Genomic DNA, 25,492 nt, shown 5'->3' with positions numbered 1-25,492 from the left:
CGCCTGGATTATAAAAGGTTCGCCCGAATGTGTCAAGTTATCGCCGCGCGGCTTTTTGAGTTTGGGGGCTGCGTTGGCGACTTCCCTGGGCCTGCCTGTCAGGATCGCTATGGGCACCGCTTTGGACACCTGTTGCAGTTTTCCCGTCTTTCGTGTATCCTGAAATTAGCAATGGGTGCTCTTGGCAATACAAAGGAGGGTGAATCATGAAGCGATGGTGGCGTTTCGTGTTGGCCGGGGTCATCGCCCTCTCGGTGGCCCTGGGCGGTGTGGGACCCCTGGCTCAGGGAGCAACCCCGAGTTATACAGGGTATCCGTATTTTTACATTTCCTCTGTGGTGGCGGATACCAGTGTGACCATTTCGCCATACAACTTTCCTCCCAACGACACCTTTTCGGTGACCATGAACTACTACGGCACCTACGGGGTTGGTGGTTGGGTGGTTGATACGGTCACCACGGACGCCAGCGGGACGCTGAGCAAGACCACTTTCAACATCCCCGCCGGGTTGGCCGGGCAGACGCGGATCGCCATTCGTTTACAGAGCCCGACCACGGGGTATTACGCCTACAACTGGTTTTGGAACAACACAGTAGTCAGCATTCCGGGCTATACGGGTTATCCGTATTTCTACATCACCACGGTGGTTCAGGATACTTCAGTGACCATTGACCCGCACAACTTCACGCCAAACGATACCTACAAGGTGCTCATGGGCGAGTACGGCACCCTGAGCATCGGCGGCATTGAGGTGGACACCGTGACCACGGACGCCGGCGGCAACCTGAGCAAGACCACATTCAACATCCCTGCGGCTTTGGCCGGGCGCACGAAAATCGCCATCCGTCTGGAAAGCCCAACCTCGGGTTACTACGCCTACAACTGGTTCTGGAACAACACAACTTCAGGAGGCACCAGTGGGGGCTCAAGCGTGGTGCTCCCCTGGCCGGGATATCCGTATTTCTATGTATCCGATGTAGTGCGGGATACTTCGGTGACCATCAAACCCCACAACTTTCCACCCAATGATACTTACATGGTGACGATGAACTACTTTGGCACTCTGGGCATTGGGGGATGGGTGGTGGACACGGTCACCACCGATGCCAGCGGCAACCTGAGCAGTACCACCTTCACCATTCCGCCAGGGCTGGCCGGGCAGACGCGGATCGCCATTCGCTTACAAAGTTCCACCACGGGGTATTACGCCTACAACTGGTTCTGGAACTTTACCGCTTCGGTCAGTGTCCCCTGAGGAGTGTACGGTGCAAATAAAAAGCCCCCGCTTAGCCGAGCGGGGGCTTTTTTGGCAGAACTCTTATGGCTTGACGAACACATTGTACTCCAGGATGTAGTCTCCTGCAGGGTAGTCGTCCTGACCGTCGTTGATGGGCGCGGTGAAGGTGGCCGTAATCCGAAGATGGTGTTCGCCGGCTGGCCAGTTTTGCAGGACGGCGTAAACCAGGTGGCAGGCCAGTCCGTCGCGCGTCTGGTACTTGTAGGTGGAAAGCAGGTCGTGGGAAATTTCTTGGTCGTCCAGGACGAAAGCGAGTTGAATGTGCTGGAAGTTGTCCTCCAGGGTGCTCTGGTCCGTGGCGCACCATCCGTACGCCCACACGATGGGTTTCTCTGGGCGGTTGATGGGTACGGTGTAAGTCACCACGCCCGGCTTGGCGAAATCTTCTGGTGAGGGCTTCTCGCGAGCCTTGTCTTCCAGGAAGTCCACACCGCTGAGGAGGATGCTTTCGGCTTTGTCTGGGCTGACGATTTCTGGCGGTCCCGAGGGCGTGATGCCGGCGCCCAAGGGCCTGAGGATGGACGCTTCGGCCACCTTAAGCACCACGTCTTCGTCGGTGAGCAGGGTTTGTTCGTTGCGCGGGACCCGCAGCGTGGGCTGGACGCCCTGGCCCTCAAGGAAGAGCGAACCGTCGGGGAGCACGAAGCGCCCGGTGGGGATTTGCATGGAGATGCCCTCGGGCATCTTGATCTGGCCGCGCGAAACCTCGGCTTCGGTGCCGGAGGTGGGGAACTGCCCGACTACGATGGCGCCGGGCCCCTGGCTGAAGCCGTAGGCCTCGATCTCGCAGGCGCTATAGCAACCCGGCCCGACCAGGACGGCTAGTTTGTCGAATCGGTATTGGTGTTCGTTGGGGAGGATTTTGTCGGGCGGGCCCTCGGCCTCGAATTGGCCGGTCTTTTCGTTGTAGTATTCCAGTTGGCCGAGCGGAATTTCCTGGTCGGTGAAGAAACCCGCCAGGCCCAGAGGAGCGCCACCGGAATTGAAGCGCATGTCAATGATGATTCCGGGTACCTCGTCTTTCTGGAACTCTTTGAGCGCGCGCTCGAACAGGCGGATGATCAGGTTTAGGTCATCGTAGTTGCTGCTGAGGCGAATGTAGCCCACGCCGGAGTCGAGTACCCGATAGTTCACGGGCAGGTAGGTCTTTTCGGGGGCGTTATGGTAAATGGAGGTGTAGGCAAAACTGTTGCGCTCGGCGATGGCGGTCAGGGTGACGGTCTGGGGGGCGTCTTCGCCGGGATTGATGAAGGTGACTGTGGCCTCCATACCCGGTTTGGCCCGTAGCAGGTAACGGGCTTGCTGATAGCGCAGCGCCCAATCCGTGGAAAAAGGCATGGACCAGGGTTTCACCTCGGCCAACGCCTCTTCAATGGGCTTGCCGTTGAACTCGGTGACCACGGCACCTTTTTGGACGCCGGCTTGCGCGGCTGGCCCGTCGGGAAGCAAAAACACGACAAGGAACCGCCCATCGTCTGTTTCGCGGATGGCGAACCCATAGCCCCCCTCGGTGTCCGCCAGAAACTGGTTGTACAGGTCCTGGGTCCAACTCATGCCAACATGGCCGTCTTTGAAGGCCCAGGTGAAATCCCGGAGGGCTAGGGCAAAGGCGGCGGCGCCCTCTTGCTTTTCGGCCTCTTCAACGCGCGGCTTCAGTTCGGTATAAAGAGCGTCCCAATCAGGCGCTTTACCCTGGATGTCGTTGAAGGCGTAGTTCTTCCGGGCAAAGTCGAACATCCGGTCGAAGGCTTCCGTGTAGGATAGGTCGGAGAAATCCTTGATGGCCGCGGATTTGGGTTCGTAAAGGGTCAGTTCGACTTCAGGTTGGCGGATGAAGGCAAAAGGCTCCTGATCCAGATCCACCACGGTATAGCCGGCTGGGATGGGTTTGACGGGGTCATCGTCGGTAAAGAGCAGGCCGTCATCCCCAAAACCTACCGGGAAAGATTGCTGGTCGTCGGGCGCCCAGACGATCAGTTTCCCGCCGATGACTTCGTTGTGGTTCTCCTCGTCCGTAAGCACGGATGCCAGATATACGGGCCATCCGTAGGAGCGATCGTCGCCCACCGAGTACGGGCCGCCCGTCAGGTTGGGCCAGTACGATACGGCAAACACCTGAACCCCGGTTTCCTCTTTCCCGTCGTGGTCCACATCGGCAAAGTGACCTTCGGGTTGGGCGGGCAGCTCGACGAAGAAGGTGCCTTTTTCTTTGTCGGGGTCGAGTTTCAGGTAGCCCAACACCTGCGAGGTAACCGGGATTTCCCATTCCTGGTCGCGGATAATGAAGCCGTACATATCTACCAGGGCCACGGCGTGCTCGACATAGTAGGTGGTGATGATGTCGTTGGTGTAAGTAAAGGTGCCGATGACTTTGACCACGCTGGGCGGAGGCGTGGGGGCAGGGGTAGGCGTGGTGGGTTAGGTTTGGGCAACCATTGTAGGTGTCGGCGTGGCTGCGTTACAACCCACCAGGCTCAGCAGAGCCCCCAGCATCAAGGCGAGAGAAAGGCGAAAGAATGCCCGCATGGTGGTTCCTCCTTGAGCACAGGATGAGGTTTTTATTATAGCCGGTTTTGTCCGGCGGTAGCCTGAGGGCAGCGCTTCGCCGGAAGCGCTGCCAGGAAAACCCTGCCTGCGCGTTCCCGCGACAAGAAGGGGCAACCGCCCTTGTGGTATAATTTCGCGCGCGGGCGGGTAGCTCAGCTGGTTAGAGCACTTCCCTTACAAGGAAGAGGCCGCAGGTTCAAGTCCTGTCCCGCCCACTGTGCCCTGGGCCCTTCAGAGGGCCCTTGTGTGTTTAAACCTGCACGAAGCGCTATGGTAAACTTTGCCCATGCCCGTTTTGCAATTTCGCGAAAAGGAAACCTTGCCCGAAGCCTCGCCTGCGCCGTTGGTGCTGGACCGGATTGTGCATCCCCAACAGCAGGCAGGCGAGCCGCGAGGGTGGCTCATCCAGGGGGATAACCTGGCCGTGATGCGCGCTTTGGCTGAGCGGTTTCCTCAGGGGGTGCCGCTGATTTATACTGATCCCCCATTTTTCACCAACAAACGTTACGCTGTGCGCGTCGGCCGGGGCGAAGATTCGCGGCGGCCGGAAACCTGGCAACTGGCCGAAGGGTATGCGGATCGATGGCCCGACCTGGACGCTTATCTGGCGTTCCTGTGGCCCCGTTTACAGGCTATGTATCGCCTGCTGGCGCCCAACGGTACCTTATATGTCCATCTCGACTGGCACGCCGCGCCCTATGTGCGCGTGTTGCTTGACGAGTTGTTCGGCCCCAGGCGCCTATTGAACGAAATCGTGTGGGTCTATCATGGCCCTTCACCCATTCGCCGGGCCTTCAACCGCAAACACGACACCATCCTGGCCTATACCAAGGGCGACGATTACTTCTTCAACGCCGATGCAGTACGGGTGCCCTATCATCCCAACACCGTGGAGACCTTCAAAGCCTCGTCCAAGGCGGGTTTTGGCAAGGTGCCCGACCTGAAACGCGGCAAGGTGCCCGAAGACTGGTGGTATTTCCCGGTGGTGGCACGGTTGCACAAGGAACGGACGGGCTACCCGACCCAGAAGCCGGAGGCTCTGGTGGAGCGCGTGTTGCGGGCTTCGTCGCACGAGGGGGATTGGATAGGGGATGTGTTCCTGGGGTCAGGGACGACGGCGGTGGTGGCGGCTCGCCTGGGTCGCCGTTTTGTGGGCGTGGATGCTTCGTGGCGGGCCATTCATATCGCCGCCCAGCGACTGGTGCTGGCAGGGGCCCCGCCTTTTGTGGTGTGGCGTGTGGGGCAGGTCCCCGTTCCGACGCCTGAGCCTCCGCAGGGATGGGGGGTGCAGAGGACGGCCCAGGGTCTTGCGTTGCGCTCCCCCAATTGGGCGGCGGTGGAAACCTGGGAGGTGGATCCGGATTACGATGGGCAGGTGTTTCGCAGCCAGATCCAGGGAGTGCGCCCTTTCCGTGGGGTGGAGCCCCTCCCCAGGATATTGCCTTTCCCCGAAGGGGAAACGAAAACCCGCACCGTGGCGGTGCGGGTGGTGTTGCGCGACGGTCAGGAACTGCGTTGGCTTCAATCGATGTCTAACTGATAGCCGATCCCACGCACGGTTTTGATGAAGCGGGGGTGGCTGGGATCGGGTTCGATGGCGCGCCGCAGCCAGGAGATGTGCACATCCAGGGTTCGGGTATCGGCGGTGTAATCGGTCTTCCACACCTTGGCGAACAACTCATCGCGGCGCAGGGGAACGCCCGGATTTTCCAGCAGCACTTGCAACAGTTCGCTCATGCGGGGGGTCAGTCGGCTGTCCTTGTCCAGGCATTGCACCCGCCGGTTGTCCACATCCAGGGTGATGGGGCCAACGCGCAGGATGCGCCGACCATCTGTGGGCAACAGGCGGCAGATGCGATTGAGCAGTTTGCGCGCCGTGAAGGGGAGATGGAGGATGATGTCGGCCGGGGGATTGCCATTGATCGTCGCTTTTTCGCCCAGGATGAGGAGTTGAGGGATGTCGGGGGCGGCCTCGCGCAGCCGGCGTGAAATGCGTATACCGCTGCTGGCAAAGGAAGCGGCATAAAGCACGATCAGGTGCGGGCGAAAGGACGCCATGGCAGCCAGGGCTTTTTGCCCGCTGGGGACGGTGTGGACCTCGTACCCCTTGCGACGCACGGCGGCCACAAAGGGGGGCACCGTTGCCCTTCGGCCTTCAATCCACAGAATGCGTCCTGAAACATCCTTGCCGTTTTCCATGCATACCCCTCAGCAATTTACGCCAGACCCCACGGACAGGCTCCTGCTGCCGTGGCCTCGCTTCCCTTTTCCCTGGCCCCGCCTTGCGGCTCATCCATGGATGGGAGACGGGTTCATTATACCCATGTTGCCCGGTTTTCGCAAAGGGCAGTGCGGATGTTAAAACAAAGAGGTTAATCGAATCGTTTCAAAATCACGCCAGGTCATGGATGACGGCGGGCGTACGCGAGGTTGTTGCCCAACGGTGAAAATGTTTTTGGGTTTTTGGGAGTGCGGCATGCTCGTGCCGCTTTGGCTTCCGGAGATCTGGCTCCGGGATGGCCCCGCTGGGCACAGCGAAGCAAGCGGTGCCAGGCCTTCAACGCGGCTTAGGCCAGGGCACCGCACGCCTGCCGAAAGTTACGGTAAAATGAGAGACGCACCCCTGGTGCCTGTTTGAGAAAGGGAGATCTGGATGACCCGCTTGTCGGAATCGAATGCCACGCGCCACCCAGCCACCTGGCGGGTATGGTTGTCCTGGCTGGCCCCCTGGTTCTTCGTGGAGGGCGCGTTGACCTATGCGTTAGGGGCCGGCATGGCGCATTTCCTCCGGGATGTGGAGGGAAACAGATTTTGGTTGGGGTTGCTGAGCGTTTGGTGGAGCCAGTTGTTGGTGCTTTTTCTCAGCGAGGCGTTTGCCACGCCCCTCCCCCGGGGTTATGAGAGCCCGCCGGAGGGGCCCTGGAGCGCCGCTGAGGCGGGCCGCCGTCGGGCGTTGTGGGCGGCGTTGGCCCTGCTGGTCGCCCAGGTGGTCACTTTGAGCGCGCTGGTATGGTTGGGTGCGCCCTGGCTGGCGCTGTTTACCCTGGCTTTGCTCACCGGCCTGGGGGTGTTCTACGCGATCCCACCCCTGCGCCTGGCCGTGAGCGGGTACGGCGAATGGGCCGCAGCGTTGGCGATGGGGGGGCTCATCCCTTGGGCAGGGTTCATTTTGCAATGGGGGGCCTGGCATCGCTTTTTGGGTCTCGCTCTGGTGCCCCTGATGTCGCTTTACCTGGCCGTGCAACTGGCCCGTGAGTTCCCCGCTTATGCCTGGGATCGGCGTCACGGGGTGCGTAACCTTCTCCAGCGGGTGGACTGGCAGCGTGGGTTGATGTTGCACCATCTCTTTTTGGCAAGCGCCTTTCTGTTTTTGGCGCTGGATTTGCTCGTGGGGTGGCCATGGGAGGTGGGGGCGCCGGCGATGTTGGCGCTGTTCCCTGCCATGGGAGAGGTTTGGCTGTTGGAACGCATGGCTCAGGGGCAGAAGCCCTTGTGGAGCGGGTTGCGTCGGCTGTCGGCGGCCACCTTTGCCCTGACGGTGTATTTGTTGGCTTTGGGGTTTTGGTTGCATTGAAACCTGGTTTGGGAGGACGGGATGCCCGAATTTTTGCACTTGCTGCCCCCGGAAGAGGCGCGGCAACGCTGGCTGCCGCACCTTACCCACCGTTTGCCCTCCGAGAGGGTGCCCACGGCTCAGGCGTTGGGCCGGGTGACCGCCGAGCCCATCACGGCGTCGCACCCCATGCCCCCCTTCCCGCGCTCGGCCGTGGACGGTTTTGCGGTGCGGGCGGCCGATACTTACGGGGCCTCGGAGTCGCTCCCGGCCTATCTGACCGTGATGGGGGAGGTGCCCATGGGCGCGGCGGCAACCTTCCGCGTGGGGCCTGGGCAGGCGGCGTTGATTCACACCGGAGGCATGCTGCCCGAGGGGGCCGATGCCGTGGTAATGGTGGAGTACACCCAGCAGGCGCGGGAGGGCGAAGTGGAGGTGCTGCGTCCGGTGGCCGTGGGGGACAATGTGATCGCCTTAGGTGAGGATGTGGCCCAGGGCGAGGTGGTCATCCCCCAGGGGGCCCGGTTGCGGGCCGCCGAGATCGGGGGATTGATGGCCCTGGGGGTGGTGCAGGTCTCCGTGGTCCGGAAACCCCGGGTGGGTATCCTGTCCACGGGGGACGAAGTGGTCCCCCCGGAGGCCATGCCGGGCCCTGGTCAGGTGCGGGATGTGAACACCTATACCCTGAGCGCCCAGGTGCGTCGTTGGGGCGGTGAACCGGTGACTTATGGCATTCTCCCCGACCGACGGGAGGCGCTGGAAGACGCGGCCCGCCGGGCGTTGGCTGAGTGTGACCTGGTGGTGGTCACGGCAGGCTCCTCGGCGTCGGTGCGCGACATGACCGCCGAGGTGTTGGATGCCCTGGGCGAGCCCGGCGTGCTGGTGCACGGCGTGGCGACCAAGCCTGGACGGCCCACCATTTTGGCCGTGGCCGACGGGAAGCCAGTCATCGGTTTGCCGGGGAACCCGGTGAGCGCTTTGGTGAACACCGATTTGTTCGTGCGCCCGGCGCTGGAGCGGTTGTTGGGCCTCCGCGTGCTTCGTCCCAGGCCTGTGGTGCGGGCGCGGGTGACGGTCAATCTGCCCTCGGAGGCCGGCCGAGAGGACTGGTGGCCGGTGCGGCTGCGGGCTACGCTTGAGGGATGGGAGGCCGAGCCGATTTTCTACAAGTCCAACCTCATTTTCCGCCTGGTGGAGGCGGACGGCCTGCTCAAAGTGCCGGCCGATGCGACGGGCATCGCTGCCGGGGAGTGGGCTGAGGTGGTGTTGGAGGTAATTTGAAGGCGCAGAGAACGCAGAGGAGGTTCAGAGTCGCTGGAGCAAGGCTTCGTAAACACCTGACACCTGATACTGGAATACCTGACACTTCGGAGCCCTTATGAGCGTCTATCTTCACGACATCCCGCTGGACGAAGCCAAGCGCCGCTTCTGGGAAGCGCTGCGCGAAGTGGGCCTGGACGGTCCTTTAGGCGTCGAGCGTATTTCCCTGGACGAACGGGCGGTAGGCCGGGTGTTGGCCGAGCCGATTTGGGCCAGGATTTCCTCGCCCCACTACCATGCCGCGGCCATGGATGGTTTTGCCGTGCGCGCCACCGACACTTTTGGCGCCATGCCCACCCGACCGTTGATGCTGATCTACGGTGAGCAGGCGGTGTATGTGGACACCGGCGACCCCATCCCGATTTGGGCCAACGCGGTGATCCCCATCGAACAGGTGGAGCCGCTGGACGAGGCGGACGGCCTGGCGGCCGACCCGCGCCATCCGGCCCGATTGCGCATCCGCGCGGCTGCCCGACCCTGGCAGCATGTGCGGCCTATCGGCGAGGATATCGTGGCCACTCAGTTGGTGCTCCCCGCCGGCCGGGTGTTGCGCCCGGTGGACCTGGGGGCCCTGGCCGGAGCCGGGTATACCGAGGTGCCGGTGGCCCGCAAACCCAGAGTAGCCATCTTGCCCACAGGGACCGAGTTGGTGCCTATCGGCCAGGAACCCAAACCCGGCGACATCATCGAGTACAACTCGGTGGTGCTGGCTGCGCAGGTGCGCCAGTGGGGTGGGGAGCCAACTCGCTACCCCATCAGCGTCGACGACTTTGACCTTATCCGTTCGCGGGTGGCCGAGGCGGCGCGCACTCATGATTTGGTGTTGGTCAACGCCGGCTCGTCGGCGGGCTCGGAGGACTTCACCGCGCGGGTGGTGGAAAGCCTGGGACGCCTGCTGGTGCACGGTGTGGCCGTGCGGCCCGGCCACCCGGTGATTTTGGGGCTCATCCAGGCGGGTAAGCGCTGGGTGCCGGTGGTGGGCGTGCCGGGTTATCCGGCCTCGGCGGCCCTCACCGGGGAGATTTTCGTCGAGCCGTTGCTGGCCCGCTGGCTGGGGCGCACGCCTCACCGGCCGCCTGTCCTCCGTGCCCATCTGACCCGCAAACTGGCCTCGCCTGCCGGCGATGACGATTATGTGCGCGTGGTGGTGGGCCGGGTGGGAGAACGCTGGCTGGCCGCGCCCCTGGCCCGCGGGGCCGGGCTGATCACCTCGCTGGTCCGGGCTGACGGCATTGTGGTCGTGCCCCGGGGATTGCAAGGCTACGAGGCAGGCACCGAGGTCACCGTGCGCCTTTACACCCCCCCGCAGGAACTGGAGAACACGCTGTTTGCCATCGGGTCCCATGATGTCAGTCTTGACCTGATGATCCAGTTTCTGGCGCAACGGGGGCGGCGGCTGGTCTCGGCCAATGTGGGGAGTTTGGGCGGCCTGGTGGCGCTGAGGCGTGGTGAGGCCCACCTGGCAGGGAGCCACCTGCTGGACCCGGAGAGCGGTGAGTACAACCTGGCGTACATCCGCCGCTATTTGCCCGATGTGCCGGTCAAGGTGGTGGCGCTGGTGGGGCGGCAGCAGGGGCTCATGGTGCAGCCTGGCAACCCCAAGAACATCCGCTCCCTGGAAGATTTAGCCCGGCCCGATGTGACTTTTGTCAACCGGCAGCGGGGCGCGGGGACGCGGGTGCTTTTGGATTACCACCTGAGCCGTCTGGGGATTTCCCCGGAGCAGGTCCAGGGGTACAATGAAGAAGAGTACACGCACCTCGCTGTGGCCGCGGCCGTGGCCGCCGGACGCGCCGATTGCGGTTTGGGCATCCCCGCGGCAGCCCAGGCGTTGGGGCTGGACTTCGTGTCGTTGTTTACCGAGCGGTATGACCTGGTCATCCTCGCCGCGTTCTACGACAGTCCTTTGCTGGCCCCGTTGCTGGAGTTGCTCTACGACGCCGAGTTTCGCCGGGCCGTGGCCGCGCTGCCGGGCTACGATGTGGATGTGATGGGGACGCTGGTGGCCGAGTTGCCTTGAGGAGTGACCGATGGCGAAAAAGGCGTTGGTGGTGGACGACAATCGCGCCATGGCCGATTCGTTGTGTGCCATGTTGCGGCTTTTGGGCCTCGAGCCCCAGGCGGCCTACGGGCCCCGGGGGCCTGTTCAAACTGGAAAAGTTTCGTCCCGATGTGATCCTTGCTGGATTTGCACATGCCGGGCATCGAAGGATATGATGTGCTCTTTTACCTGCGACGGGACCCGCGTCTGAAGGTGGTGCCGGTGATTGTGGTCACTTCTGAAGCCCAGCAGGAAGCCCATCAACGCGCCCGGCAGACCAGCGCTTTGACCGTTATCGTCAAACCGCCCACCCTGGAGCAAATCGAGGAAGCCCTGCGCCGGGCCGGGATTTTGTAACTGAGGAGGAAGAGGATGTTGTTGCCCGAAGGAACGCCAGCCCCCGACTTTGCCTTGCCCGACGAAAGCGGGCAGATCCATCGTCTGTCGGATTATCGCGGTCGGGCGATAGTGCTGTACTTTTACCCCAAAGACAACACCCCAGGCTGCACCAAGGAGGCTTGCGGCTTTCGAGACGACTACGCCGACTATCAGGCCGCCGGGGTGATGGTCATTGGTGTCAGCCCCGATCCACCCGAGCGCCATGCCAGGTTCAAGCTCAAATATAACCTGCCCTTTGTGTTGCTTTCGGACCCCGAACACCAGGTTCTCGAAAAGTATGGCGCCTGGGGATTGAAGAAGGCCTATGGTCGGGAATACTACGGTGTGCTGCGGGTGACCTATGTGATCGACCCTGAAGGCATCATTCGCAAGGTCTATCCCAAAGTGAAACCCGCCGAGCACAGCAAACAAGTGCTGGAGGACCTGCGGGCGATGGGCCTGCTTGCCGAAGGAGCCTGATGTTTTAGGAAAAGGCATGCTTTCTGGGCCGGGATGGGGTTCCCATATCCGGCCTATCTTTTTAAGGAAGCAGAGGGGGAGGTCAAAATGGTAGTATAATCAGCTCTTAGGAGCCTGGCGCATCCTTCGGCGGCGTCGTGGGTTCCTATCAAGCGAAGCATGTTTTGACCGCCATGTCTGTTCTTGGCGTTAGACAAATTCAGTTGCGCCGAACGTCGAGGAGGTTAGTTTATGGCTAAGCGACCTTTTGTCACGGTGGACGGGAACGAAGCCACCGCGAATGTGGCCTACCAGGTGAGCGAAGTGGTGGCCATTTATCCGATTACCCCGTCTTCGCCCATGGCCGAGTTGGCCGACAAATGGGCGGCGTCGGGGCGACCCAACATCTGGGGCGCCGTGCCCCGGGTGGTCGAGATGCAGAGTGAAGGCGGTGCGGCAGGGGCCGTGCATGGCTCCTTGCAGGGGGGGGCGCTGACCACCACCTTCACGGCGTCCCAGGGCCTGCTCTTGATGATCCCCAACATGTACAAGATTGCGGGCGAGTTGACCTCGACCGTCTTCCACATCGCCGCGCGCTCTTTGGCGGCGCAGGCCCTGTCCATCTTTGGCGATCACTCCGATGTGATGGCCGCCCGCGCCACGGGGTTTGGCATGCTCTTCTCGGCCAACCCCCAGGAAGCCCAGGACCTGGCGCTCATCGCCCACGCGTCCACCCTGGAGGCCCGGGTGCCCTTCCTCCACATCATGGATGGGTTCCGCACTTCCCACGAGATCCGGAAGATTGAACAGCTCACGCCCGAAGACATTGGGGCCATGATCTCCGATGAATTGGTGCGGGCCCATCGGGATCGGGCGTTGAACCCCGACCATCCCTTCATCCGAGGCACTTCCCAGAACCCCGATGTGTACTTCCAGGCCCGCGAGTCGGTCAACCCCTACTATCTGGCTGTACCGGAGATCGTCCGGCGCTACATGGACAAGTTCTATGAATTGACCGGTCGGCGCTACGAGTTGTTCCAGTATGTGGGCGCGCCGGACGCCGAGCGGGTGATCGTGCTCATGGGCTCCGGTGCCGACACGGCCCACGAGACAGTGGAGTACCTCACCGAAAAGATGGGCGAGAAGGTGGGCGTGCTCAAGGTGCGCCTCTATCGGCCCTTCTCCATGGAGCACTTCATCAAGGCGTTGCCGCCCACCGTCAAGGCCATCGCCGTGCTCGACCGCACCAAGGAGCCGGGGAGCACCGGTGAGCCGCTGTACCTGGATGTGGTGGCGGCCGTGGAAGAGGCCTTCGAGCGTGGGGTGGCCCCCTTTGCTCAGAAGCCCAAGGTGGTCGGTGGGCGTTATGGCCTCTCCTCCAAAGAATTCAACCCGGCCATGGTCAAGGGCGTCTTCGACGAACTGACCAAGGCCAGCCCCAAGAACCACTTCACCGTGGGCATTTACGACGATGTCACGCACACCAGCATCGATTACGATCCGTCCTTCTCTACCGAGGACCCCGAGACCATCCGCGCGGTATTCTACGGCCTGGGCTCCGACGGTACGGTGAGCGCCAACAAGAACAGCATCAAGATCATCGGGACGGAGACGGACTACTACGCCCAGGGCTACTTCGTGTACGATTCCAAGAAGGCCGGGGCTATCACCGTCTCTCACCTGCGCTTCGGCCCCAAGCCTATCCGCTCCACCTACCTCATCAGCCGGGCTAACTTCGTGGCCTGCCATCAGTTCGCCTTCCTGGAGCGGATGGATGTGCTCAAGGAGGCCGAGCCGGGGGCGACCTTCCTGCTCAACAGCCCTTACGGCCCCGACGAGGTCTGGGATCACCTGCCGAAGACCATTCAGAAGGAGATCATCGACAAGAAGTTGCGCTTCTTCGTGGTCGATGGTTACCGGGTGGCTCGCGAGACGGGCATGGGCCTGCGCATCAACACCATCCTTCAAACCTGCTTCTTCGCCATCAGCGGGGTTCTGCCGCGAGATGAGGCCATCGAGAAGATCAAGCAGGCCATCCGCAAGACCTATGGCAAGAAGGGCGAGGATGTGGTGCGCAAGAACTTCGCCGCCGTGGACGCTGCCCTGGAGCACCTCCACGAGGTCAAGGTGCCCGACAAGGTGACGGCCACCTTCGACCTGCGCCCGCCGGTGCCGCCCACGGCCCCCGAGTTCGTGCAGAAGGTCACCGCTAAGATGATCGCTCGCGAGGGCGACGCCCTGCCCGTGAGCGCTCTCCCGGCCGACGGCACATACCCCAGCGGGACCACCCGCTACGAAAAGCGCAACATCGCCCTGGAAATCCCCGTGTGGGAGCCGGATCTGTGCATCCAGTGCGGCAAGTGCGTGATGATCTGCCCGCACTCGGTCATCCGCGCCAAGGTGTACGACCCGGTCTTGCTGGAGGACGCGCCGCCCACCTTCAAGCACATGGAGGCCAAGTGGCGCCAGTTCAAGGGCATGGCCTACACCATCCAGGTGGCACCCGAGGACTGCACCGGCTGTACTTTGTGTGTGGAAGTCTGCCCCGCGGTGGACAAGAACGACCCCACCCGCAAGGCGCTCAACATGGCGCCTCAGGCGCCGCTGCGCGAGCAGGAGGCCGAAAACTGGGACTTCTTCCTCAACCTGCCTGACCCGCCGCGCGAGCAACTCAAGCATACGCAGGTCAAGGACATCCAACTCATGGAGCCGCTCTTCGAGTTCTCCGGCGCGTGCGCGGGCTGCGGCGAGACGCCTTACCTTTCCCTGCTCACCCGCCTGTTCGGCGACCGCATCTATGTGGCCAACGCCACGGGCTGTTCCTCCATCTACGGCGGCAACCTGCCCACTACCCCGTGGGCTTACAACAAAGAGGGCTACGGCCCGGCCTGGTCCAACTCCCTCTTTGAGGACAACGCCGAGTTCGGCCTGGGCATGCGCCTGGCTCTGGACAAGCAGGCCGACTACGCCCGCTATCTGCTCCAGCGCATCGGTGGGAAGATCGGCGATCAGTTGGTCGATGAGATCCTCAACGCCGACCAGTCCACCGAGGAGGGCATCAAGGCCCAGCGGCAGCGCGTCGCCCTCTTGCTCCAGCGCCTGGAGCAGATGGAGCCCACCCGTGAAGTGCTCGACCTAAAGCATGTGGCCCACGCCCTGGTGCGCAAGAGCGTGTGGATTGTGGGCGGCGATGGCTGGGCCTACGACATCGGCTACGGTGGCCTGGACCATGTGTTGGCTTCGGGCCTCGATGTGAACATCCTGGTGCTGGACACCGAGGTGTACTCCAACACCGGCGGCCAAGCTTCCAAGGCCACGCCGCGTGGCGCGGTGGCCAAGTTCGCCGCCGCGGGTAAGGGCCTGCCGAAGAAAGACCTCATCCTGTTGGCGATGACCTACGGCAATGTATATGCCGCCCGGGTGGCCATGGGCGCCAAGGACACCCAGACCGTCAAGGCCTTCTTGGAGGCCGACTCCTATCCCGGCCCCTCCATCATCGTGGCCTACTCCCACTGCATCGAGCACGGCTACGACATGCGCTACGGCGCCGAGCAGCAACAGCGGGCCGTGGATTCGGGATACTGGCCGCTGGTGCGCTTCGACCCGCGCCGCATCGAGAAGGATCTGCCGCCGCTGCAGTTGGATTCGCGCGATCCCAAGATTTCTCTGGAGGAGTACATCCGCCACGAGCGGCGCTACATGATGCTCCTGGATACCCATCCCGATCGCGCCGAGCAACTGCTGGCCGAGGCTCAGCGGGATGTGCAGCAGCGCTGGCAGTTGTACAAGGCCTGGTCGCAGATCGCTTTCCGCTTCAACGGGGACGAGTAGCCCCCATGGGGTGAACCCAAAAGCCCGGGAAGGCAACATCTTCCCGGGCTTTTTCTCTTTCCGGATTTGAGGGTGGGGCTCTGACCCCGCGGGGTCAGTCTTCCACGATGACGGTGGTGCCGCGCCCGTTTTTGAAGGGTTCCCAGTAGTCGGCCTGGGCCTTCAGGGTGGGGGTGCTCCAGCGAAAGAGCCACCGGGCATCTTCGTTGTGCATGTTGATGCACCCGTGGCTCATGGGCGTACCGAAGTTGTCGTGCCAGTAGGTGCCGTGGAAGGCGACCCCGGTTTCCACGAAGAACCCCACCCAGGGCACGCCGGGCAGTTCGTAGGCCTCCAGGGCCGTGGTCAGGTCACCGTTGCCCATGTGCCGGGCGAAGGCTTTACTGGTGATGAAGAAGCGCCCGCTGGGCGTTTTGGTGGGGATGCCGTTGTCCGTGGGCAGGTTCGAGGGAATGCCTGAAGAGATGGTCGCCTGAAAGACCATCTCCTGGCCCTCGTAGGCGTAAACCCGCTGCTCGCTCAGGGAGACGCGAATCCACTTGGCCAACGGGGGAACATCGGGCGAAATCGGGGCCACTTCTTCAGGGGTGAGCAGGCGCAAATGCTCCGCCAGGACGGCGTAACGCACCTTGAGCAAATCGTCCTCCACCACGAACCAGCCTTTGCCCTGCTCTCGAACGAAATCCACCACCCAGTGCACGGAGCCGTAATACAGGCGGTAGAGCGGCTTCCAGGGTTTTTGCTGGGCCACGCGGTAAGACTGGGCGTAGGGCACGGTGACCTCGGCGGGTTGCCCCCCAGGCGGCAGGGTGGGCCGTAGATACCATTGCGGCGCAAACTCCACGCGTTGCGTGTAGGCCGTGTGCACATACCCTCGCCAGGTGCGATACCAGCGGGGGTTGTAAGGCGGCCCATGCGGAGAGATGACCTCCTCTAAGATGGGGAACAGCGTGTCGCGGGGAAAGTGTCCCACCCTGGGAGCCTGAAAGTCGGGTTCGGCGAAGATGGGCACCCCGCCCACGGTGATACGGGCCCATTGGGCAACGGGGCCAAAGGGGGAGCGCCCCTGGCCGAACCAGCGCGCAAAGGGGCGCCAGGCCAGGGCGGTCAGCGAAAGCAGGCCCAGTTTCAAAGCGTCTCGTCGAGTGAGAGCAGGCATAGGGGGGCTGGTCAGGCGTTTTCACTTTGGAGCACGGCCTGAGCGATGCGCGGGATGATGTTGGCGACATCGCCCCGGAGCACCACATCGGCGCGAATGTCGATATAGGTGGGCGTGTGGTTGACGATGATGAGGGCGGCACCACTCTGGACCGCGATAAGCGGCAGGTTGGCCACCGGGGTGACCTCCAACGAGGAGCCGGCCACGAACATCAGGTCGCATTGACGGGCCGCTTTTTCTGCGGCCGACCAGGCTTTCCAGGGCAGTTGCTCGCCGAAAAGCACCACATCGGGTTTGAGAATGCCGCCGCATTCCGGGCAGCGAGGAATCTCCCCGCTCTGGAGGAAAGCTTCCAGGAAGGTCTCTTTGGGATAGGTACGGAAGCAGCGGGTGCAGGTGGCGGTGTTTAAGGTGCCGTGCACTTCGATCACTTGTTTGGACCCGGCGCGCTGGTGCAATCCGTCGATGTTTTGGGTGATGATGGTCTTGAAATATCCGGCCTGTTCCAGTTGGGCGATGGCGTAATGGGCCGGGTTGGGTTGGGCGTTCATCATCTCCCGCGTCAGGGGACGCACCCATTCGAAGAACCGCTCCGGATGGTGACGGAAGGCGTTCAGGGAGGCCACTTCGAAAGGATCGTATTTGTCCCACAGGCCGCTTCCGGTGGAACGGAAGTCGGGAATGCCCGAAGGGGTGGAGATACCTGCTCCCGTGAGCACCACGCCGTAGCGGGCATGACGAATGTAGGCGGCGGCTTCGCGGATGAGGTCGTCCAGGGAGTCGGCGAAGGGAAAAGCGTTCATGCGCGTACCAACACCTCTTCGTGCAGGTATTTGGCGATTTCGTTGAATTGGGAGGCGGTCAGACTGTTGGGGGCCTGGATGATCATGGGGACATGGTTCTTGGTGGCCTGGTAGGCCAGTTCTGGAGCAGGGGTGATGACCTTGGCGATGGGGATGCCCAGCAGGCGTTGGGCTTCGCTGGCCGAAGCCTGCATGGCCGAGCGGGTGCGGTTGAGCAGAATGGCGCTCAGCCGCCCGGTGCCGAAGCCCTGAGCCCCCAGGTGCTGAATGAGGGCCTGGGCGATGCGCAAGGTGGAGGGGAAACTGTCGACCACGATGAACAAATGGTCGCACAATGGCAGCAGTTTGGCCGTCCACGGCTGGAATCCCGGCCCCAAATCCAGGATGGTGAAAGGGGCCAGTTTTTTGAGATGGTGGGTGATCCGTTCGGCTTTGGCGCCCTCGGTGAAAAAGGCGATCTGAGCGGGGTCGGCGGAGGCTAGGAGAAACCGCAACCCCGGATTGAACACCAGCAGTTCGTTGCCTACTCGGGTTTCGGTGATCTGATCGATGGGCAGGTTGAGCAGATTGCCCAGACCGTTGTTGCTTTCAAAGCCCAGTTCCACGCCCAGGGTGCCGTGGGCCGGGCGCATCTCGGCGATGGTCACGCTGTTTTTGCTTTCCTGGCGCAGGGCGATACCCAGGTTGAGGGCCACGGTGGTGACCCCAACGCCTCCCTTGGCGCCCAAAACCCCCGCGGCGAAGCCCCGCAACCCCCCGGTGGCTGCCGGGCGCTCGACGCTCAATTGCCCGGTGGTGCGGCTGAGCACCCGGCGCACCCGGGCCAGCAATTCGGCAGGATGGACGGGCTTGGTGACATAGTCGTCGGCGCCGGATTCGAACCCAGCCAGTTTGTCGTCCAGTTGACTTTTCGCCGTAAACATGATGATGGGGATGGAGGCGGTTTCGGGGTCGGCCCGCAGGTGGCGGGCGGTCTCGTAGCCGTCCATCCCCGGCATCATCACATCCAGCAGAATCAAGTCGGGGTGGACCTGGCGTGCCTTTTGGATGCCTTGAGGACCGGATTTGGCCGCAGCGATTTGATACCCGTTTCGCTGGAGCAATAGCCCCACCAACTTCAAGGTATCGAGATCGTCGTCAATGATCAGGATTTTTTCGTTGGCCATTTTCAGGTTCCTCCGCCAGGGCACTGGGTCCCACACTCAGTCTATCACAATTGAGCAGAGAACACAAGGGCGTCGTTTTTTGGTATAATCTATCAAGTGTTCCCAGATGAGGTCTGGGATTCTTGCCAAGGAGCCTTTGTATGCAAGCCAAACTGCAACGCTTGAAAGAACTTCTCGGCGAAGTGGCGGATATCCGCCGCGCAGCCGCGGTGTTGGGATGGGACCAGGAAACCTACATGCCCTCGGGAGGGGCGGCGCAGCGGGGGCAGCAACTGGCCACGCTTTCCCGTCTGGCGCACATCAAGTTCACCTCGGACGAAATTGGCCAATTGCTGGATGACCTTCAACCCTATGTGGCCGAACGGGATCCCGATTCCGACGAGGCACGCCTGGTGAAGGTCACCCGGCGCAAGTACGACAAAGCCACCCGGGTGCCCCCGGAACTGGTCGCCGAAATGAGCCAGGCCGCTTCAGAAGGACAGATGGCCTGGCGAGAGGCCAAAGCCCAATCCGACTTTGCCAGATTCCGCCCCTATCTGGAGCGGTTGGTGGACCTGAAGCGGGAGTATGCCCGCCTGTTCGCCCCCTACGATCACATTTACGATCCATTGCTGGACGACTTCGAGCCGGGGATGAAAACGGCGCAGGTAAAGGAGATTTTCGTCGCCCTGCGCCCTCAACAGGTGGAGTTGATCCGCGCCATCGCCGAACGCCCCCAGGTGGAGGATGGGTTCCTCTACCTCGATTACGACGAGCAGAAGCAATGGGATTTTGGCGTGGCGGTGATCACGCGCTTTGGTTATGATTGGCAACGGGGCCGTCAGGATAAATCGGCTCATCCCTTCACCACCAGTTTTGGGATGGGGGATGTGCGCATCACCACGCGGATTTTCCGGAACAACCTGGCTTCGGGTTTGTTCAGCACCCTGCACGAGGGCGGGCATGCGCTTTACGAGCAAGGCATCGACCCGGCGCTGGATCGCACGCCGCTGGCCAACGGCGCCTCTCTGGCCGTGCATGAGTCCCAATCGCGCCTGTGGGAAAATCTGGTCGGGCGTTCGCGGGCCTTTTGGGAGCACTTCTACCCCCGCCTGAAGGAAACTTTCCCTACCCAACTGGGCAATGTCAGCCTGGACGATTTCTACAAGGGCATCAACAAGGTGCAGCCTTCACTCATTCGGGTAGAGGCGGATGAGGCTACCTATAACTTGCACATCATGTTGCGCCTGGAACTGGAAATCGCCCTCATGGAAGGCTCCCTGGAAGTGAAGGACCTCCCCGAAGCGTGGAACGCCCGCATGGAGGAATATCTGGGCCTCACGCCGCCGAACGATGCCCAGGGGGTGTTGCAGGATATTCACTGGTCCATGGGCGCGTTGGGCTACTTCTCCACCTACGCTTTGGGCAACTTGATCTCGGTGCAATTGTGGGAGGCCATGCAGCGTGACATCCCCGATATGGAGGAGCAGATCCGCCGTGGGGAGTTCGAGGCGCTGTTGGGCTGGTTGCGTGAGATGGTCCACCGCCACGGGGCCAAGTTCGAGCCGCAGGAGTTGGTCAAGCGGGTGACGGGTTCGGAGATCACGGCCGAGCCGTATGTGCGCTACTTGAGCACCAAATTTGGGGCGATTTACGGCCTGTCTTGAGCCGCGGGTTGCGAGTGTGAAACGACGCGCAGGATGCTCTCCTGCGCGTTTCGCGTTTTCAAGGGAGATGGAGTAAAATGAGGCACCCCGATAGAGGAGGGTTCGGTGAGCGGGAAGAAAGTGCTGTTTGTGGATGATTCGCAACAAACCCTGACCTTGTTGGCCCGCATCGCGCGTCTGGTGGGGTCGATTCCCCGGGTGGCCCGTTCTCTGGACGAGGCGGTGGCTGTGGTTCGGCAGGATACGCCGGATTTGGTGTTGGTGGACCTGCGCATGCCGCAAACGGACGGCTTGAGCGTGATCCGTGTCCTTCGGCAGGCCCTGCCGGCGGGGCAGACGCGCATTTTCCTGTTGACGGCCGAGGCCGACCCGGCCCTGCAAGAGGCCGCTCTTCAGGCCGGTGCCCGAGGCGTGCTGGAGAAACCCCTTTCCCCCGATATCTTGTTGGAGGTGTTGGATGGCTGAGTACCGACGCGTCTCAACGGTAGTAGTGATGCATGGTGATCAGACTGGCGAAGAGTTGCTGGAGCAGGCCCTCCGGGTGCTGGATCCGGCGGTGATTCGCTTTCCTTTGGAATTCGAACATTACGATTTGAGCCTGGAAAACCGCCGGGCGACGCAGAACAAGGTGGTGTACGAGGCGGCCAAGGCCATGTGTGCCACCGGATTTGGGCTGAAGGCGGCCACCATCACGCCGGAGGACCCCGAGGATGTCGGTTCGCCCAACGCCATCCTGCGCGAGGCCATTGACGCCAAGGTGATTCTCCGCACCGGCCGACGTTTGCCGCGGGTGCGGCCCATCGGCGGCGTGCATGCGCCCATCGCCATCGTGCGCATGGCCGTGGAAGATGCCTATGGCGCCAAAGAGTGGCGTGAGAGCACCCCCGATGACGACGAGGTGGCCTACCGCATCTCGCGCCTGACCCGTTCCAATTGCCGTGCGGTGGCGGAATTCGCCTTTCAGTACGCCGAACGCATGGGGGCCACGGTGTTCGGTGGGCCGAAGTACACCGTCAGCCCGGTTTACGAAGGCATGTTCAAAGAAGAGTTGGACGCAGCAGCCGAACGTCATCCCGATGTGCCCTACCGCCCGTTGCTCATCGATGCGACCCTGGCCTTGCTTTTGCAAACCTCCGGTGAGGCGCTGGTCATCCCCACTCTCAATCGCGACGGCGACCTGCTCTCGGATATGGTGCTGCAGATGTTCGGCTCCATCGCCGGATCCGAGAGCCTGGTGTTGGCCTTCGACCCGCGTGAAATGAAGGTCAAGACAGTGATGGCCGAGGCGCCTCACGGCACGGCACCGGCGCTTTACGGCAAGGATGTGGCCAATCCTATGGCGATGATTCTGGCCGGGGCGGCTTTGCTCTCCTACATCGAAGACAAAGCGGCGCAGTTGGCCTCGCGGGCCATCTACGAGGCCGTGTTCGAGACCATTTATGAAGGCAAGGCCACGCCCGACCTGGGCGGCCAATTGGGGACCACGGCCTTTACCGACGAGGTCATCCGCCGGGTGGAGGCCAAACTGGAAGCCTGGGCGGCGTTGGGGTAGGCCGATGAAGCCTCGCACTCTGCTGCGTGGATTGGCTTGGCTGCTCCTGGGGACCGAGGTGGCCTGTCAGGCGCTGGCGACCCCGCCGCTACCCACCCTGATCCCCACCGAGGTGTTGCCCACGGTGGTGCATCTGACGGCGGCAGCGTTGGGGGAACCGCCCGGCACCCTGACCGCTGCGGGAACGCCTTCGCCGACGCCCACCGCCGACCCCACCGCAGCCTTTACGCCCACGGCGACCCCTACCGTAGGGGCAAGGCAAGCCCCCCGTCTTTCGCCCCTGCCTCCATCGCCGACGGTGCTATCCATTCCCTGGCCCACCCTCACCGCCACTCCCCCACCCATTCCGGAGTTGGGGTATGTGCCCTACGCTCCTTTGCAGTTTCTCACCCCTGGGGAAGGCTCGAAGGTGGTTTCGCCTATCCGGGTGCAATTCGCCGTTCAGGCCAGAAAGGTGGGGCGCTTTCAGTTGGCGTTGATCGGCGAAGATGGCCGTTTGCTCTACCGCAAGGTCATGCGGATTCCTGAAGGAAATCGGGAGGCGCTGCTGACCTATGTGCTGGCGGTGCCTTTTGAGATCCGGGCCGAAGTGGAGCAGGCGCGCCTGCAGTTGGTGGCTTTTGACGAGCAGGGGCGGGAGTCCTTCCGTACCTCGCTGCGCCTTTTTCTGTTGCGCGACGGCCAGCCCGAGTTGTTGCCCGGCGATGTGCTGTTGCAGCCCATCGTCATTCAGGAGCCCCGGCGTGGGCAGTTAATTCAAGGCGGCCAGGTGTTCGTCCGGGGGCTGGCCCGACCCACCAACGGCATGGTGGAAGCCGCCCTGGTCACCGCCGAAGGAAAGGTCATCGCCTACGCCACGGGCGTGGTTTCCACGCCGGGCGAGGATGGGTACGGGCTGTTCACGGTCACGGTGGATTACCAGGTGACGGCACCCACCTGGGTGCGGCTGGTGGTGCGGGAATACGATGCGCTACCAGAGGGCATTCGCTATTTGAGCAGCGTGAAGGTGCTCATCTCGCCCTGAGAAGGCGTGCTGCCGCAGGCCTGTGAAAATCGACAGGCGCATCCCGACAGAGGTGCGCCTGTTTTTATCTGGTGGCTTCGCCTGCCGCGCTGCTCAGAAACCGCTTTCCGGAAGTTTTCGCAGCAGGTCGAAGATGGCCTTCAGCCAGCAGATTTGCTTTTTGGCGACCTGAATGGGGTAGAAACGTTCGCCGCCCACGGTCAGGGTGAACCCGCCGAACTCCCCGATGGCGTAGCGCACGCCCTGGAAGAGGTGCGGGTGCTCCTCGACCAGAAAACGGGCCCCAGGTTGCCTCCGCCCTCTTCGTCGCTGAGCACCACGAGCAGGATGTCGCCGGGAGGGACGAAACCTTCCGCTTTGGCATGGAGCAGGGCAGCCAGCATCATGGCCACGCCGCCCTTCATATCCAGGGCACCGCGGCCCTAAACGAACCCTTCGGCCACCTCGCCGGCGAAGGGAGGATAGCGCCAGGTCTGGTTTTCGGTGGTCACCACATCCACATGCACATGGCCATACATGAGGAAAGGGGGCGCAGTGCCGCGTCCGGGCAGACGGGCCACCAGGTTGGGCTGACGGGGCTGTTTGGCGAATATCTGGGTCTCGATGCCCGCCTGGGTCAAGAGGCCCTGAATGTAGTGGATGCATGTGTCGGTGTCCCCCGGCGGGTTGGTGGTGTCAAACTGGATCAGGCGGCGGAGGATTTCCACGGGGGAGGGCACGGACGGGAAGGGGGTGGGGCTCATGGGTCTGCTCCTGGAGGGTAAGGAAAACGAGGAGGTTACGAAGAAGGCTTTTCCGGACGACGGAGGCCCAACAACGCCCTGAAGGTATCCCCTATGGAAGGGGCTTCGGTCGGAGGGGCGGTCTCCCATGCGTTGCGTTGGCGGTTGCCCAACCAGCGGCGGCGGGCGCGGGCGGCCTGGTCCCACCAGGCCCGGATGGCCTCCGCGTCGCCTGCGTTCAGCCATTGAGCGAGGGCGTCCATTTGGGCCGTGAGGCGCGTCAACAGGTGCGGCAAGGTGTGCCGGTGGGCAAGAAGGGTTTCGGAGAGTTCGGTTGTGGGGTGGTCGGCGGCCTCGGTGGCGGCGGCGTAGGCGCGTCCGGCCAGTTTGCGGCTTTCGCGCCAGCCGGGTTCGCCGGTGGTGGTGTGCACCAGGGCGGCGGCCAGCAGTTGGGGCAGCACTTCCACGGCAGCTAGCAGGCCGTCGGCCTCGGCGATGTCCAGGAAGAGCGGTGTGGCGCCGACCAGAGCGGTCAGGTCGGCGGCCAGTTTGAGGGCCGGCCCTGGCGTCTCCACGGGCGCCACAATGCCCATGACTGTGTGGTGAAACAGGTCGGCCCGGGGCTCCTCGGCGGAAGAAGCCAACAGGTACATTGGATTGATGACCGGCAACAGGCCCACATAGTGCACATGGGCAGGCAGCAGGTCCTTCGCCCAGGCGGCCACCCGGGCTTTGGCCGGGGAGGTGTCGAGCACCACGGCGTCGGGTTTGAGGTCGGGGGCGATATGCTCTAAAGTTTTGCGTATTTCGTGTAGGGGGAGGCTGAGGAGCACGATGTCGGCCTGGTTGACTGCTCCGCTTAGGGTGAGGGTGATTTTGTCCACGGCGCCGGCCTTTTTGGCGGCCTGGGCCTGTAGTGGTTCGGGGTCGTGCCCGATGCGCAGCAAGGGCAGGGTTTCGCGCCGGGATGCCAGGGCCAGCCCGAAGGAGGCCCCGATGGGGCCCAGCCCAATGATGCTTAGGCGGATTTCGCGGTTGCTCATAGGAAAAATCCTCCTCAGCGGCGAGGCCGACGGATTGCTTTCCGCAGCCAGCCACGCCGGCTGAACAGTAATTCAGCGCTCACCACGACCAGATAAAACGTGGCGATCTGGACCACGCTTTGAGGGCTGTGTTTCCAGAGGTAGGCCATCAACATCGCCCAGGAGAAGCTGGCCATCAGGAAACCCAAGCAGGGGCCAGACCTTGGCGTGGATGACGCGCCGCCATCGCAGCGCCGACAGGTGAATGGCCATAAAAAGCAGCAGAAAGGTTGAACTGGCGGAGGTGGAAAGCAAGGCACCCAGACCGATGAGCAAAAACCCTGCCTGCCCCAGGGCCGGTTTGGCTGCTACGACCAGGGCATACTCCTTGTAATGGTTGATTTCGGCGGGCGTCAGGTTGCCCACCGCTACCAGGGCGATCACAATGTAAATCTGTGTGGTGATCAGAAGGGAAGCAAAGATGTCCCGTGTAAGTGAAACTCCCCCGTCGGAGCGGAAATGCAACCCCAGTTTGACATACGCATAGCCGGTGAGCAGGGCGATGACACCACCGGAGGCAAAGGCGAAGGGCGCCGCATGGCCGGACACCAGCGCCGAAATCTCCAACACAGAGAAGATGTCGCCCCCTACCATGCCACCCACCCCCGGAGGGCGATCTGTTCGGCCAGGGAGAGGCGCTCACCAGCAGCATGTGCACGGGACATGGGCTTTCCTCCGAACCCGGAAAGCGGGAATCTCAGGGCCAGGCCTCGGGTCGGCCTTTTGTGGCTGTCAGGACCGGTCGTCGGCGGCTTGGAGGCGTTGCAGCCAGAAGTCGTCGGCCTGAGGCGGGGTTTGATGCCGGGCGATCAGGCGCACGGCCTCGGGCGGCGCGCCTGCGGCCTGGGCTAACGCCGCGCTCCAGGCTGGGTGTTGGGCGGCGATGACAAAAGGCCGCCGCAGGCCGCGCG

23 protein-coding genes and 1 tRNA gene are annotated in these 25,492 nt (G+C 62.6%); 13 read left to right on the top strand and 11 right to left on the bottom strand.

What is annotated here, in order from left to right; translation table 11 throughout:
* The first annotated feature begins 206 nt into the window (after positions 1 to 206).
* Positions 207 to 1,256: a hypothetical protein gene (locus tag G4O04_01615; GenBank protein ID HEY57237.1), complete on the top strand. Its 1,050-nt coding sequence runs from the start codon at positions 207 to 209 to the stop codon at positions 1,254 to 1,256.
* Positions 1,257 to 1,319: 63 nt separating this feature from the next.
* Here G4O04_01615 and G4O04_01610 read toward each other — a convergent pair whose 3' ends face one another.
* Entirely contained in the window at positions 1,320 to 3,677 is a 2,358-nt protein-coding gene (locus G4O04_01610) for a PDZ domain-containing protein (GenBank protein ID HEY57236.1), read from the bottom strand.
* 309 nt (positions 3,678 to 3,986) lie between these two features.
* Here G4O04_01610 and G4O04_01605 point away from each other — a divergent pair.
* Both G4O04_01605 and G4O04_01600 read left to right on the top strand, forming a co-directional pair.
* Positions 3,987 to 4,060, top strand: a tRNA-Val gene (locus G4O04_01605).
* A 71-nt stretch (positions 4,061 to 4,131) separates the two neighbouring features.
* Positions 4,132 to 5,385, top strand: coding sequence for a site-specific DNA-methyltransferase (locus tag G4O04_01600; protein HEY57235.1), 1,254 nt, complete (start codon positions 4,132 to 4,134; stop codon positions 5,383 to 5,385).
* On the opposite strand, the gene G4O04_01595 is transcribed toward G4O04_01600, so the two are convergent.
* Positions 5,367 to 6,044 carry a response regulator transcription factor gene (locus tag G4O04_01595; protein ID HEY57234.1) on the bottom strand — a complete coding sequence of 226 codons (678 nt, stop codon included), beginning with the start codon at positions 6,042 to 6,044 and terminating at the stop codon, positions 5,367 to 5,369. The genes G4O04_01600 and G4O04_01595 overlap by 19 nt on opposite strands.
* Before the next feature lie 454 nt (positions 6,045 to 6,498).
* Between G4O04_01595 and G4O04_01590 the strand changes: the two genes are divergently transcribed.
* The 6 genes from G4O04_01590 (at position 6,499) to nifJ (ending at position 15,427) form a co-directional block, all read left to right on the top strand.
* Positions 6,499 to 7,419, top strand: a complete 921-nt coding sequence (locus tag G4O04_01590; protein HEY57233.1) for a hypothetical protein — start codon at positions 6,499 to 6,501, stop codon at positions 7,417 to 7,419.
* Positions 7,420 to 7,440: 21 nt separating this feature from the next.
* Positions 7,441 to 8,679 carry a molybdopterin molybdenumtransferase MoeA gene (locus tag G4O04_01585; protein HEY57232.1) on the top strand — a complete coding sequence of 413 codons (1,239 nt, stop codon included), beginning with the start codon at positions 7,441 to 7,443 and terminating at the stop codon, positions 8,677 to 8,679.
* Positions 8,680 to 8,776: 97 nt separating this feature from the next.
* Positions 8,777 to 10,738, top strand: a complete 1,962-nt coding sequence (locus tag G4O04_01580) for a molybdopterin biosynthesis protein (protein ID HEY57231.1) — start codon at positions 8,777 to 8,779, stop codon at positions 10,736 to 10,738.
* Between the two features lie 174 nt (positions 10,739 to 10,912).
* Positions 10,913 to 11,116, top strand: coding sequence for a response regulator (locus G4O04_01575; GenBank protein ID HEY57230.1), 204 nt, complete (start codon positions 10,913 to 10,915; stop codon positions 11,114 to 11,116).
* A 15-nt stretch (positions 11,117 to 11,131) separates the two neighbouring features.
* Positions 11,132 to 11,617, top strand: coding sequence for a thioredoxin-dependent thiol peroxidase (gene bcp, locus G4O04_01570; GenBank protein HEY57229.1), 486 nt, complete (start codon positions 11,132 to 11,134; stop codon positions 11,615 to 11,617).
* Positions 11,618 to 11,848: 231 nt separating this feature from the next.
* A complete protein-coding gene (nifJ, locus tag G4O04_01565) occupies positions 11,849 to 15,427 on the top strand; it encodes a pyruvate:ferredoxin (flavodoxin) oxidoreductase (protein HEY57228.1) in 3,579 nt (1,192 codons plus the stop codon).
* A 94-nt stretch (positions 15,428 to 15,521) separates the two neighbouring features.
* Here nifJ and G4O04_01560 read toward each other — a convergent pair whose 3' ends face one another.
* The 3 genes from G4O04_01560 to G4O04_01550 are packed head-to-tail and all read right to left on the bottom strand — an operon-like array spanning position 15,522 to position 18,555.
* On the bottom strand, positions 15,522 to 16,586 hold the full coding sequence (locus G4O04_01560; protein ID HEY57227.1) for a L,D-transpeptidase: 1,065 nt from the start codon (positions 16,584 to 16,586) through the stop codon (positions 15,522 to 15,524).
* An 11-nt stretch (positions 16,587 to 16,597) separates the two neighbouring features.
* A complete protein-coding gene (locus G4O04_01555; GenBank protein HEY57226.1) occupies positions 16,598 to 17,389 on the bottom strand; it encodes an NAD-dependent deacylase in 792 nt (263 codons plus the stop codon).
* The gene (locus G4O04_01550) at positions 17,386 to 18,555 is read right to left on the bottom strand and encodes a response regulator (protein ID HEY57225.1); all 1,170 of its coding nucleotides are present in this window, start codon (positions 18,553 to 18,555) and stop codon (positions 17,386 to 17,388) included. The genes G4O04_01555 and G4O04_01550 overlap by 4 nt, the downstream gene beginning before the upstream one ends.
* A gap of 140 nt (positions 18,556 to 18,695) precedes the next feature.
* On the opposite strand from G4O04_01550, the gene G4O04_01545 reads away from it, so the two are divergent.
* The 4 genes from G4O04_01545 (at position 18,696) to G4O04_01530 (ending at position 22,777) form a co-directional block, all read left to right on the top strand.
* The gene (locus G4O04_01545; protein ID HEY57224.1) at positions 18,696 to 20,201 is read left to right on the top strand and encodes a carboxypeptidase M32; all 1,506 of its coding nucleotides are present in this window, start codon (positions 18,696 to 18,698) and stop codon (positions 20,199 to 20,201) included.
* Between the two features lie 105 nt (positions 20,202 to 20,306).
* Positions 20,307 to 20,666 carry a response regulator gene (locus G4O04_01540; protein ID HEY57223.1) on the top strand — a complete coding sequence of 120 codons (360 nt, stop codon included), beginning with the start codon at positions 20,307 to 20,309 and terminating at the stop codon, positions 20,664 to 20,666.
* The gene (locus tag G4O04_01535) at positions 20,659 to 21,753 is read left to right on the top strand and encodes an isocitrate dehydrogenase (protein HEY57222.1); all 1,095 of its coding nucleotides are present in this window, start codon (positions 20,659 to 20,661) and stop codon (positions 21,751 to 21,753) included. Before G4O04_01540 ends, G4O04_01535 begins: the two co-directional genes overlap by 8 nt.
* A 4-nt stretch (positions 21,754 to 21,757) precedes the next feature.
* Positions 21,758 to 22,777, top strand: a complete 1,020-nt coding sequence (locus tag G4O04_01530; protein ID HEY57221.1) for a hypothetical protein — start codon at positions 21,758 to 21,760, stop codon at positions 22,775 to 22,777.
* A gap of 93 nt (positions 22,778 to 22,870) precedes the next feature.
* Here G4O04_01530 and G4O04_01525 read toward each other — a convergent pair whose 3' ends face one another.
* From G4O04_01525 to G4O04_01500, 6 genes are all read right to left on the bottom strand, one after another.
* Entirely contained in the window at positions 22,871 to 23,017 is a 147-nt protein-coding gene (locus G4O04_01525) for a hypothetical protein (protein HEY57220.1), read from the bottom strand.
* Positions 22,978 to 23,163: a M20/M25/M40 family metallo-hydrolase gene (locus G4O04_01520; protein ID HEY57219.1), complete on the bottom strand. Its 186-nt coding sequence runs from the start codon at positions 23,161 to 23,163 to the stop codon at positions 22,978 to 22,980. Before G4O04_01520 ends, G4O04_01525 begins: the two co-directional genes overlap by 40 nt.
* Positions 23,164 to 23,199: 36 nt before the next feature.
* A complete protein-coding gene (locus tag G4O04_01515; protein HEY57218.1) occupies positions 23,200 to 23,520 on the bottom strand; it encodes a hypothetical protein in 321 nt (106 codons plus the stop codon).
* Positions 23,521 to 23,555: 35 nt separating this feature from the next.
* Positions 23,556 to 24,542, bottom strand: a complete 987-nt coding sequence (locus tag G4O04_01510; protein ID HEY57217.1) for a prephenate dehydrogenase — start codon at positions 24,540 to 24,542, stop codon at positions 23,556 to 23,558.
* A 72-nt stretch (positions 24,543 to 24,614) separates the two neighbouring features.
* On the bottom strand, positions 24,615 to 25,175 hold the full coding sequence (locus tag G4O04_01505; GenBank protein HEY57216.1) for a hypothetical protein: 561 nt from the start codon (positions 25,173 to 25,175) through the stop codon (positions 24,615 to 24,617).
* Positions 25,176 to 25,313: 138 nt separating this feature from the next.
* Positions 25,314 to 25,492, bottom strand: a 179-nt coding sequence (locus G4O04_01500) for a hypothetical protein (protein ID HEY57215.1), incomplete at its 5' end; no start/stop codon positions are given.

The sequence above is a fragment of the Anaerolineae bacterium genome (genome assembly GCA_011176535.1).
In the GTDB taxonomy this organism is placed as follows: Bacteria; Chloroflexota; Anaerolineae; order Anaerolineales; family DRMV01; genus DUEP01.
This window is presented reverse-complemented; position numbering and strand designations above follow the sequence as displayed.